The sequence below is a fragment of the Marinomonas sp. BSi20584 genome, assembly GCF_002792415.1.
Classification (GTDB): Bacteria; Pseudomonadota; Gammaproteobacteria; order Pseudomonadales; family Marinomonadaceae; genus Marinomonas; species Marinomonas polaris.
The window spans coordinates 1-10,613 of sequence record NZ_KZ454908.1 but is presented as its reverse complement, the minus strand read 5'-3'; the positions used below and the strand labels follow the sequence as shown (position 1 = coordinate 10,613).

General features: G+C 44.4%; 12 protein-coding genes. 7 read left to right on the top strand and 5 right to left on the bottom strand.

The features are described 5' to 3' along the window. Positions 1 to 80: 80 nt before the first annotated feature. Complete coding sequence (locus tag TY87_RS22050) at positions 81 to 1,427, bottom strand: anti-phage deoxyguanosine triphosphatase (protein WP_100188717.1); 1,347 nt, start codon at positions 1,425 to 1,427, stop codon at positions 81 to 83. Between the two features lie 111 nt (positions 1,428 to 1,538). On the opposite strand from TY87_RS22050, the gene TY87_RS22045 reads away from it, so the two are divergent. Next, positions 1,539 to 1,844 (top strand): LysR family transcriptional regulator, encoded by a 306-nt coding sequence (locus TY87_RS22045; RefSeq protein WP_072838145.1) that lies wholly within the window; start codon positions 1,539 to 1,541, stop codon positions 1,842 to 1,844. 64 nt (positions 1,845 to 1,908) lie between these two features. Here the strand turns inward: TY87_RS22045 and TY87_RS22040 are convergent, their stop codons facing one another. The 3 genes from TY87_RS22040 to pabB all read right to left on the bottom strand — a co-directional run bounded on the left by TY87_RS22040 (position 1,909) and on the right by pabB (position 4,856). Beyond that, positions 1,909 to 2,643 (bottom strand): phosphoadenylyl-sulfate reductase, encoded by a 735-nt coding sequence (locus TY87_RS22040; RefSeq protein ID WP_100188716.1) that lies wholly within the window; start codon positions 2,641 to 2,643, stop codon positions 1,909 to 1,911. 129 nt (positions 2,644 to 2,772) lie between these two features. Further along, complete coding sequence (locus TY87_RS22035) at positions 2,773 to 3,423, bottom strand: NUDIX hydrolase (protein WP_012070652.1); 651 nt, start codon at positions 3,421 to 3,423, stop codon at positions 2,773 to 2,775. An 8-nt stretch (positions 3,424 to 3,431) separates the two neighbouring features. Then, a complete protein-coding gene (pabB, locus tag TY87_RS22030) occupies positions 3,432 to 4,856 on the bottom strand; it encodes an aminodeoxychorismate synthase component I (RefSeq protein WP_100188715.1) in 1,425 nt (474 codons plus the stop codon). A 193-nt stretch (positions 4,857 to 5,049) separates the two neighbouring features. On the opposite strand from pabB, the gene TY87_RS22025 reads away from it, so the two are divergent. From TY87_RS22025 to TY87_RS22005, 5 genes are all read left to right on the top strand, one after another. Beyond that, positions 5,050 to 5,916: an alpha/beta fold hydrolase gene (locus TY87_RS22025; protein WP_100188714.1), complete on the top strand. Its 867-nt coding sequence runs from the start codon at positions 5,050 to 5,052 to the stop codon at positions 5,914 to 5,916. 117 nt (positions 5,917 to 6,033) lie between these two features. Beyond that, complete coding sequence (locus TY87_RS22020) at positions 6,034 to 6,606, top strand: GspH/FimT family pseudopilin (RefSeq protein ID WP_100188713.1); 573 nt, start codon at positions 6,034 to 6,036, stop codon at positions 6,604 to 6,606. Continuing rightward, entirely contained in the window at positions 6,597 to 6,974 is a 378-nt protein-coding gene (locus TY87_RS22015) for a type IV pilus modification PilV family protein (protein ID WP_157789942.1), read from the top strand. Before TY87_RS22020 ends, TY87_RS22015 begins: the two co-directional genes overlap by 10 nt. After that, positions 6,971 to 7,852: a type II secretion system protein gene (locus tag TY87_RS22010; protein ID WP_100188711.1), complete on the top strand. Its 882-nt coding sequence runs from the start codon at positions 6,971 to 6,973 to the stop codon at positions 7,850 to 7,852. The genes TY87_RS22015 and TY87_RS22010 overlap by 4 nt, the downstream gene beginning before the upstream one ends. 55 nt (positions 7,853 to 7,907) lie before the next feature. Then, positions 7,908 to 8,360 carry a hypothetical protein gene (locus TY87_RS22005; RefSeq protein WP_100188710.1) on the top strand — a complete coding sequence of 151 codons (453 nt, stop codon included), beginning with the start codon at positions 7,908 to 7,910 and terminating at the stop codon, positions 8,358 to 8,360. Here the strand turns inward: TY87_RS22005 and TY87_RS22000 are convergent. Then, entirely contained in the window at positions 8,344 to 8,604 is a 261-nt protein-coding gene (locus TY87_RS22000; protein ID WP_072838138.1) for a PP0621 family protein, read from the bottom strand. The two genes, TY87_RS22005 and TY87_RS22000, sit on opposite strands and share 17 nt — an antisense overlap. A 73-nt stretch (positions 8,605 to 8,677) precedes the next feature. On the opposite strand from TY87_RS22000, the gene TY87_RS21995 reads away from it, so the two are divergent. Next, on the top strand, positions 8,678 to 10,315 hold the full coding sequence (locus tag TY87_RS21995; RefSeq protein ID WP_100188709.1) for an NAD+ synthase: 1,638 nt from the start codon (positions 8,678 to 8,680) through the stop codon (positions 10,313 to 10,315). The last annotated feature ends 298 nt before the right edge of the window (positions 10,316 to 10,613 follow it).

The window sequence follows — 10,613 nt, the reverse complement described above, 5'->3', positions numbered from 1 at the left end:
GAATAAAGGTTGGGAATACAAAGCGTTTGAACGGAGCCAAATATCCCTTTGGCTCCAAATTGAATTGTAATTAAACCCAACTACATTGGCTCAAACACCGAGCCTAAGCTCGGAACAAACAACTTATTGTACATGCGGCTGGCGTAGTCGTCGGTCATGGAGGCCATGTAGTCGCAGATGATGCGAAGTCCGTTTTCTCCGCGTTCTTGGCTTTTTTGCCATTCCTTAGCGATTTCTCTTGGCAGTAATCGGCTTGGGTCGGCGGAGTAGGCTTCGAACATTTCCAATAACATTTGCTGGCCTTTGTAGACGAGCATTTGCACTTCTGGGCGTTGAATGATGTGTTGCATTTCGAATTGTTTTAGCAGGTTTAAGGCTTGTCGTTGGCCTTTTGGTAAGCCGACTTGGAAGCGTAATAGCGGATGTTCAAATTGTGTTTTTTCGATCACTCGACAAGAGGTAATGAACCAGCTAACTAGGCTGCCGATGGCTTCTTTGCGAAGGTGGCTTTGGCGGCTGAACAGTTGGGTGCGAATGTCGTTTAGGTTTTCGGCTAAAAAGGGTGACGCTAATGCGGCGAGTTTTGGTTCTAGGTGTTCTAGCCACATATCTTTGGTGACCATGCCAAGGACGATGGCATCTTCTAGGTCGTGTACGCCGTAGGCGATGTCGTCAGCGAGGTCCATGATGCTGGTGTCGAAGCTGGCGTGTTTGGCTTTGGCGTGGCCATCTGGCTCGGTTCGGTTTACTTCTTGTAATAAGCTTTTGTCGGCTTGGCTAAAAGGCTCGATGATCCAATTTAGTAAGTCTTGCTCTTCTTGGTAGACGCATTTTGGTGGCGCCCAGTTAGAAGCTTTGAATTGGCGAAAGTTAGCGGGCTTTTCTGGGTATTTGCCAACCACACTGGCGTGTAAAACGGGGTATTTTAAAATTCCTAATAAAGTGCGACGTGTGACGTCCATGCCATAAATAGGTGAGTAGGAGCCGCGCTTCCCTAGGATTCTTAATGATTGTGCGTTGCCTTCAAAACCGCCATAAGTTTGCATCATGTAGTTAAGGGCAACTTCACCGCCATGACCAAACGGCGGATGGCCGATGTCGTGACTCAGGCAAACGGTTTCAATTAAAGCATCGTCGGCGAGCCAAGGTTGAAAGTCGGCATCTGCAGGTGAGCTGAATTTAAGTTGGTGAACAATGCCGTTGCCAATTTGGGCGACTTCTAAAGAGTGTGTTAAGCGCGTGCGGCTGTAGTCGTTTTGTCGAATGGCGAGAATTTGAGTTTTGGATTGCAAGCGACGAAACGCCGCGCTGTGGATGATTCTGGCTCGGTCGCGCTGGTAAGGTGTACGGTAATCGTTGTCGCGGGATTTTTTATGGCCAGATTGTCTTTCGTGCCAAGGTAGCATTGTGTCTTGTGCGGTAGTCATGCTCTTAATCCACTTAGGTTAATAACTTTGAGTCTTTCATGAAAACACGATATAGGTCAATGTTCGTAAAATAGGCATTGGGCATAATGGGATCTACTATAAGGAATCTTTATGCTTAATACACAACATCTTATTACTTTTAAGGCTTTGGTTGAAACGGGGAGTTTTACGAAAACTGCGAAGCAGTTGGGATTAACTCAGCCAGCAGTCAGCCAACACATTCAAAAATTAGAGCGGGACTTAGGTGAGCCTTTGTTGATTCGACATGGTCGAACAACGGACATGACACCAGCAGGAGAAGTTTTGTTGCAACACATAACAGAACTAGAATTATGCTATCAAGACTTTATCGCATCATGGCAAAGCCATGTAGAAAGTAAATCAAATGATGTGTTTAAAGAAATTAAAAGTGCCTGATGGTATCAGGCACTTTTAATTTTAGACGCTTATAATTTAAGTGCTTCTAAACAAAAAGAAGAGCTTATTGTTGAGTTGTTGGTATTAAGTTGCCAATGTGTAGCCCACATTCTTTGTGTTCTGATTCTTCCCACCACCAACGACCTTCACGTTCGTGTTGATTCGGTAAAATAGGGCGAGTACAAGGTTCGCAGCCGATGCTGGTAAAACCTTTCAAATGCAATTCATTGTAGGGAACATCAAACATCTTGATATAGTTCCAAACGTCTTCTGAAGACCAGTTCGCCAATGGATTGAATTTAAATAGATCTTTTTCATCTGTACTAAATGCGCTGTCTTTTTCAGCAAAGGCTAAAACGTTACGTGTACCTGGGCTTTGGTCTTTGCGTTGTCCAGTGATCCACGCGTCTAGTGTGGAGAGCTTACGTTTAAGTGGCTGTACTTTGCGAATGCCGCAGCATTCTTTGTGGCCATCTTCAAAAAAACTAAATAAGCCTTTTTCTCGGGTGAAGTTTTCGAGTGCTTCACGGTCAGGGGAAAGAATATCGATATTGATCTTGTAGTGTTTACGAACTTGTTCGATGAAACGATACGTTTCTGCATGCAAGCGACCAGTATCAAGAGAAAATACGTGTATGTCTTTTTTTGCTTTGACTGCCATGTCAATTAGAACAACATCTTCTGCACCACTAAAAGAGATGGCAATGTTGTCGAATTCTTTCATCGCGTTATGGATGATTTTTTGAGCTTCGTCTTCTTTGTTGTTAGCAATAAAAGACGCTAAATCAAATGCTGGCATAGGAAGGTTTACCGTGTTCTAAGTTACGTTAGTTGTACCTTATCAATTTGTGTCAATGAAATAAAAGACGAAAGAAAACTATCCTTATAATGCTTAGCCAAGGTGCTAAATAAAGACATTAAAAAATGATTAGCGTATGTGCCTTGCTAGAGTCTGGTAAAGCCCATAAAGAATACCTGCGGTAACGCCCCAAATACGAATATCTTCGTAATCAATTTCAAAATAACCACGAGACGTTGTATCGAGCACTTTCTTTTTAAAACGGTAATTTTGTGGTGTGAGCAAGTAGCGCAAAGGCACCCAATGGACGGATTTTACTTCTTCTTCACACAGGCTTAATTCGCTTCTACGCGTCATTTCGGCGACGATGGGTTTTATGCAATAGCCCGAAATGGTGCAATACTCGCCAAGCTCTCCCAATAGATCGAAACAATCCGGTGAGAGGCCGACTTCTTCTAATGTTTCACGCAGTGCTGTGTATTGGATGCTGGCATCGTCTGGGTCATGTTTGCCACCGGGGAAGGCTATTTGTCCCGGATGATTGCGCATGTGAAGCGCGCGTTGGGTTAGAAGTACATACAACTCGCCATTTTCTGGCTCTTTCCAAATAGGGATGAGTACGGCAGCAGATCGGTAGTTCAAATCATAACCACTAGGAAACATTTTCTCGTCTGGGTTATGGATTTGTTGCGCATAAGGTTCTCTGTCTAATGCAGCGCGAATATCATCCAAGCTTAGGTCAATGGGAGGAGCATTTAAAAACTGCTCTATGTCAGACATGATACGGCCTATTTCAAAAAGTCTTGTTCTAGAGTATGGGTTAACTTGCTCACTTTGGTAAAGGTTTCTTGGTATTCTTCTTGGCATTTCGAATCCGCGACCAGTCCACCGCCTGCCCAGCAGTGCAAGTTGCCATGATCTGCGACCAATGTGCGAATCGTAATGCTGGAATCCATTTGACCATTCGCACTGAAGTAAGCGATAGAACCACAATAGGCTGAACGTTCATGAGGTTCTAGCTCATCGATAATTTCCATAGAGCGAATCTTAGGTGCGCCAGTAATGGAGCCGCCAGGGAAGCTTTGATGGAAAACTCGAATCGCTTGATCCGCCTGATCAATCCTACCTTCTACCGTGGAAACCAAATGATGTACATTTGCATAACTTTCTAAAGCAAACAGCTTTGGCACCTTGATACTGCCGGTTAAACAGGTTCGGCCTAGGTCGTTGCGCAGCAAATCGACAATCATCAGGTTTTCGGCACGATCTTTTTCTGATGCAAGCAACCAATCTGCGTTGGCCTGGTCTTCTTCAGGTGTTTTACCGCGCGCTACTGTGCCTTTGATTGGCTTGGATTCTACTCGACCCTGATCACACAAGAGGAAGCGTTCAGGCGAATGACTTAGTAAACTTTGCTCTGGTGAAAATTCCATATAAGCCGAAAACGGCGTAGGGCAAACGTCTCTTAATGTGTGATACGCCGTAAAAGTGTCACCTTGGTAGCAAGTTGAAAAACGCTGCGCCAAATTTACCTGATAACAATCACCGGACTGAATGTAATCTTGCACAGTAGAAAACTTTTGCGCGTACTCGGTTTCTGTCATGTTTGAAGTAAAAGGCGCTTGCAAATGAAAAGGTCGTGCTTCGTTTAAATCATGCTTTACCAATACATCATCACAAGCACTGGTGAAGCGATTGATAAGATCAGCAACATCTTCTGAAGGACACCAAGGTGAAGTAATTAATTGGGTGGTTTTTTTCTTGTGACAGGTAATTACTGCCCAACCATAAAGGCCAATACTCAAGGTTTCCAACCGAATGTCATGCTCTACTGTATCTGGCAATTGCTCAACAAAATGCCCACTTTCATAACCGTAATAGCCAAGTAAGCCACCAACAAATGGCAAATCTTTCGGAGCTGATGTCGCCCAAGCTTCTTGGCAAATTAAGCTCATTAATTCGTTCAGCAAGGTCATTGGGTTGTCAGTATTGCTTAGCGCGTAAAGCGGTTTGACGTACCAAGTGATAGGCTGACTGTTTTGAACTGGATGAATGCGAGCAAGTGGGTTGGCGACTAAAATATCGTAATTTGTATCAGGGAAGTGTTCATGGTTACTGTCGAGTAAAGCGGGATAAGGTAAGTCTCGCACAGCAGAAAAGAAAGACAGTAACGACGCCTGATAAGGGAGATTTACGTGTTTGATTTCTGACATTTATTTTAATACCTAGTAATATGAGATCTGCGTTTACCATGGCTTTGTTAAAAATAGCCGAGCTTTGGTTTCGCTCGACTTGTAATTGTATTGACTGATTGCAATTACAATATGGCGCAAGGTCTCAATGTATTCGTTTTGCTGATCGCAGCATTGTATTCTTTTAATAAGGGTCCTCACAGGTTAATTACAAGTGTCTGACATTTTTTTTCTTTCTTTACCCAATGCGCGTATTGCGTACCGTCTTTACGAGAACCCAGAAGCGCAAAGCGACCGAGTTTGTCTGTTGCTACATGGTGCAGGCGTCGCTGGGGAAATTACTTATTCTCCGATGCTGCCGTATTTTACCCAGTGGCGTTGGATGCTGGTGCCCGATCTAAAAGGCATGGGCGATTCTTTTCATCATCATGGTGAAGAGGGTGCTGTGTCGGTTACCGAATTAACCGACGAAGTAGAAGCTTTATTGGCTCATGTGAAATGGGATGATTTTGATCTAGTTGCTTATTCCCTAGGCGGTCTTGTGGCGCTGAACCTAAATTATCAGCGTAGCTTGCAAGGCAAAAAGAAAGTCAAAATGGCTTTGTTAGAACCTGCGTCTTTGGATCGTGAAGATTTATCTACCTTGATGGATGTGCGCCAAAAGTATCGTCATGCATCGAAACTGATTCGTGATACGGGAGATGTGGAACTTGGCGTAGCAAGTTTTATGGATGGCGTGTCACCGAATAGACGTAAACATCCTGTTGCAGAAGCCACCACGCAATCGCGCCTTGCTCACCGACCTTTTGGTTTTGCTTATGCATTGGATGCAGTAACGGACCATGTGGCGTTGATGGCGAATGAGCCGCATATTCGCCAAGCGATGATCGATGCGTCAGAACAAGTGTTCTTGTTCTCGGGTGAATTAAGCCATGAGGCCTTGCGCCAACACTATGATTTGTTGAGCGAGCAGAACGCTGCTTGGCAACATAAAACGCTGAGCGCGTGTGATCATTCATTACCCTTTCAAAAACCTAGACAAATCGCCAATCATATTAATAATTGGTTTGCAGCGAACTAAGAACAAAATAAGCGTTAAGATAAAACAAGCGTTGCTAAAAAGGGCAGGAAGCCCGTTAATTTTATGATTTTCTAGAAAGAAAATGTAAAAAAAAACATGAAAACAAGGAGGTTTTTAATGGGCCGTCAATACGGTTTTTCTCTGCTGGAACTACTCTGTGTTCTAGCTATTTTGAGCATATTGGCTCACGCAGGCTCAGCGCATTTTCTTAGCGTTAGTCAAAACACCAAAGACAAAAACACCCTAAAAAATGAAATGAAGCGCTTAGCGGATGCACTCACGCAGGCTCGTCAATTGGCGGTAATTAGCGGTCAAACCAGCTTTTTGTGTGGTGGCTTGAATTGCGACGGTGTTTGGTCTTCAGGATTTACACTTTATCAAATTGAGCCTAATAGCGGAGCTGAGAAACGTTATCGGCAGGTTATCTTCGAGCCTTCATTGGCGGTGTCATGGAGTGGCTTTCCTGTGAAGAAACAGCAGATAGAGTTTCTATCTAACGGTTTGTCTGGTTATCAAAATGGCACCTTTGAGTTTTGTTTGGGAGCTTGGCAAGCTGAGTTAATACTCAATCAAAGCGGGCGTTTTTATCTCACCGATCCACGAGGCTTTTATTCGCAAGACTCTTATTCACAAGACTCTTATTCACAAGACTCTTATTCGCAAGGAATGGGCGGAGGGCAATGCGGATGAATAAACAGCGATTAATGCAGCGATTGTCTAAGCCAAGGCAAAAGGGTTGGATCATGCTCGAAGTGATTCTTTGTTTGGCGTTATTTGCTGTGGTGTTACTAGTTTTACAGCGTCAGAGCTCAGCACAATGGCAATCTGTTCAGCAAGCAGAAGAACATAGAAAACTTCATGAGAATCAACAAAAACAAGCCGCTATGGCACAGCTGACGGGATCTTTGACTTGGCTAGATGGCCAGAACTCGCCCCACGAAGAGTATCCCGATTGTCAAAAATGTACTGGCAATGAGCTTAAAAATTGGTTTCATGCCTCACAGCATTTTCTGTTTGAGTCAACGACACTCACATTGAGTGAAGAGGATACACGATGAATCAGCGACGTTATATGAAAGGCAGCTTATTGATCGAGTTGCTGGTGGTGTGTGGTTTGATCAGCTTGTTTTTACCCTTTTTAGTGATGGCGATTGCTCGCATGCAGGAGCGTCATCTTTTGGCTCAAACTTATCAAGATCAGCACACCATAAAAGCGGCTATTGATGCGCACCTGAAGGCGCAGTGGTCACGCCTTTTGCCTGCCAGTTGTACGATAGATGAGTCGTTATATTTGACGATTGAATCGGGCATGTCGCCACCGATTCGTTTGGCGACGCGACGAATCGACAAAAACTCAGACTGGCTACAGGGCGCTGATTACGGCTTGTGTCGCAGTTCAGTAACAGTTCGAAATAATCCCATGGAAACGACCATGGGCTGCCATTGGAAAGCAGGCGATAGAACGACTTTTTCATCTTGCGAGTCAAATTATTCTGGGCATGTTTTTAGCGACTCTGCGAGTAAAAGCCAGATTAAACTTGAGGATGATGCAGCTATTGGTCAGTCAGGCGTTATTCAAAGTGAAGATGGTTTTTATTGGTATATCGCAGAAGGTAAAGATGGCTGGAGAGCCTTATGGCGCACACCAGAAGAAAGCGGTAAGTCGTTAGAGCTATGGAATGGCTTAGAGCGCTTTGCTGTTTTTCCTTTATTAGATAATAGTCGAAATGGTTTGGTAGACACATTGGACACAGAATATGGACGCTTCCCCTTAAAAAATCTACGTGGTTTATGGGTGGAGTATCAGTATCGATTAAGTGATTGCAAAGCCAACCGTGATGCAGAATTTCATCAAGAATACCATTCTATGAGAGGCGAAAAATGGCATTATCATTCGCCTTGTCAGGGCGTGGGTAATCAAATAATCGTGCTGTAATCTGTGTGTTTTTTCATTCACATGGATGAGATGAAAATCTTAAGGAATAGATAAAATGAATGTGTCATTGTTTCATGCTCAACAAGGTTGGGTGTCTTTGCCCATTGTTGCCTTGCTACTGGCGATGTCTAGCTTGTCGATGCATTTTCAAGAAAGGCTCATGGCCGCTTATCAATGGCGTGGGCAAGTGAATGAAGTGGAGGCCGATCAGCAAATTTGGGCAGACTTTCGGCAAGCCTTAGTTGTTTCTCCTAGTTTCACATCTGCAAAGGCGAGCGAATGTATTGGCTTTTGTGATTTAGGCGAGCGTTCACAGGAAAAAACTTGGCAAAAAGATAACCAGCTTGTGCATTATCGCTGGGAAAGTTACGAGTCGCTGCCGGATGAATCTGATAATGCTAAGATTTCCTACCGACTCTGCGCCACACAAAACCAGCAACAGTATCTATGCTGGTGGTGGCGAGAAGATAGATTGCTTGCAAACGGTTGGGTTAGTGCTTCTGGTTGAAGGCTTTTAAATGTTCCGCGCTGCAAAATGGACGCGCTTCTTGGTCATGAATAGCATGAGAACGTGGCGTGAAAGTTTTACATTCTTCACAGCGAACCATACTTTCTTGTGATTCGTCCTTTTTAGGCGAATCCTGTTTTTTTGCTTCCGCAGGCGATTGACTGCGTTTAAAAGCGACAAATTGGCGATACAACCACCAACCAATAAAGAAAATAGCAACAAAAACGATCAAACGTACGATCATACACTTTACCTAGCTTGGGTTATTCCAGACAATAACGGGCATATTCTAACAGAGTTCACGAGATAGCAACTGTATGACATTACGAATTGCAATGGCCCAGCTGGATATGCTGGTCGGCGACATTACAAAAAACACCCAATCCGTTATTGATGCGGCGAACAAAGCCCGTGATGAAGAATGCGCGGATGTGGTGGTTTTTCCAGAATTAACCTTAACTGGCTATCCTCCAGAAGATTTATTATTACGTTCTAGCTTGGATACACGTATTGAATCTTCCTTGGCGAAATTATTAGCCGAGATTCACGATATATATGTAGTTGTTGGTTATCCACGTCGTATTGATGGCGAACTATTTAACTGCGCTGGCGTGATTTACCAAGGTCAATTGCTGGTGGAATACGCTAAACAAAAACTGCCTAATTTCCTAGTGTTTGATGATAAACGTTACTTCAGCGAAGGTCGTGAAGCGGGTCTTGTTGATATCAAAGGTGTAAAAGTTGGCTTAAGTATCTGCGAAGATATTTGGCATCCAGGACCTATCGCACAAGCCAAAGCGGCTGGCGCGGAATTGATCCTTAACTTGAATGCTTCGCCTTATCACATTGAAAAAATGGGCGAGCGTGAAGAACTACTCCATCAGCGTGCGACTGAAGTCACTTTGCCAATTGTCTATGTGAACTACATGGGCGCGCAGGATGAATTGGTATACGAAGGCGGCTCTTTTGTGGTCAATGCCAAAGGCGAGAAAATCATGCAAGCGCCTTGGTTTGAAGCAGGTCTGTACAGCATCGATATGATCGTCGATGAAAGCCAGCCTAATAAGGTTGAGCCGGTCGCTGGTGTTATTGCTCCAGCGCTAGGTGTGGAAGCCAGCGTTTATCAAGCCATGGTGCTTGGCTTACGCGACTACATCACCAAAAACCGTTTCAAAGGCATTGTATTGGGTTTGAGTGGCGGTATCGACTCCGCCTTGTCTCTTGCTGTAGCAGTAGATGCCATCGGCTCAGATCGAGTTCAAGCCATCATGATGCCTTACACTTACACCTCGTCCATCAGCTTGCATGATGCTGAAGAAGAGGCAAAACTGCTTGGAGTGAAATACAGCGTCTTACCAATTGAATCCATGGTGTCAGCCTTTACCGACGTGCTTGCGCCAGAATTCGAAGGCTACGCCAAAGACACCACAGAAGAAAACCTACAAGCCCGTACTCGTGGCGTGACCTTAATGGCTATTTCCAACAAAAAAGGCTACATGGTCCTGACCACAGGCAACAAGAGTGAAATGGCCGTAGGCTACGCTACATTGTATGGCGACATGGTCGGCGGTTATTCCGTACTAAAAGACGTCTTCAAAACCTTGGTTTTCAAACTGTGCCGCTACCGCAACACCTTGGGCTATGTGATCCCTGAACGCGTCATCACGCGTCCACCTTCCGCCGAACTGGCACCAGACCAAAAAGACGAAGATTCTTTACCAAGCTACGACATCCTCGATGAAATCTTACGTATGTACATCGAAGAAGATCAAAGTGCCGAAGCCATTCTCGCGACCAAGAAATTTGACCGTGAAACCGTGTATCGCGTGCTTCGCCTTGTCGACGTCAACGAATACAAACGTCGTCAATCTCCAACCGGCGTTCGTATCACCGCACGTGGGTTTGGACGAGACCGTCGTTATCCGATTACCAATGGTTGGCACATCGGAGAGTAGCGCTTTTAAAAAAGCTTTCAAAACTTGTTTTTGCGCCTTCCCTTTGAAGAAAGGGAAGGCGTTTTTCTTTGGTTTCCTTTCAAACGCTTTCTAGGTTGATAGCTTGGTTCCGCTCTGCTGAGCGGGTAACTTTTTGCTAGCGCCCAAAAAGTAACCAAAAATTTGCTTTAAGATCTTTAATGCCTGATTTCTTACATCGAAGAATTGCTTCTCCGACGCTCGTTATATCGTAAGGCATAGATTGTTTATTTGGCTGGAGATAGATCTTCAAACAATGACTCTGAAACTCCATAAAGTC

Bases quoted from the DNA above. Each gene is read 5' to 3' on its own strand.
- TY87_RS22015 (WP_157789942.1), top strand. From the start codon at position 6,597: ATGCGGATGAATAAACAGCGATTAATGCAGCGATTGTCTAAGCCAAGG.
- TY87_RS22035 (WP_012070652.1), bottom strand. From the start codon at position 3,423: ATGTCTGACATAGAGCAGTTTTTAAATGCTCCTCCCATTGACCTAAGC.
- TY87_RS22045 (WP_072838145.1), top strand. From the start codon at position 1,539: ATGCTTAATACACAACATCTTATTACTTTTAAGGCTTTGGTTGAAACG.
- TY87_RS22020 (WP_100188713.1), top strand. From the start codon at position 6,034: ATGGGCCGTCAATACGGTTTTTCTCTGCTGGAACTACTCTGTGTTCTA.
- pabB (WP_100188715.1), bottom strand. From the start codon at position 4,856: ATGTCAGAAATCAAACACGTAAATCTCCCTTATCAGGCGTCGTTACTG.
- TY87_RS22005 (WP_100188710.1), top strand. From the start codon at position 7,908: ATGAATGTGTCATTGTTTCATGCTCAACAAGGTTGGGTGTCTTTGCCC.
- TY87_RS22040 (WP_100188716.1), bottom strand. From the start codon at position 2,643: ATGCCAGCATTTGATTTAGCGTCTTTTATTGCTAACAACAAAGAAGAC.
- TY87_RS22010 (WP_100188711.1), top strand. From the start codon at position 6,971: ATGAATCAGCGACGTTATATGAAAGGCAGCTTATTGATCGAGTTGCTG.
- TY87_RS21995 (WP_100188709.1), top strand. From the start codon at position 8,678: ATGACATTACGAATTGCAATGGCCCAGCTGGATATGCTGGTCGGCGAC.
- TY87_RS22000 (WP_072838138.1), bottom strand. From the start codon at position 8,604: ATGATCGTACGTTTGATCGTTTTTGTTGCTATTTTCTTTATTGGTTGG.
- TY87_RS22050 (WP_100188717.1), bottom strand. From the start codon at position 1,427: ATGACTACCGCACAAGACACAATGCTACCTTGGCACGAAAGACAATCT.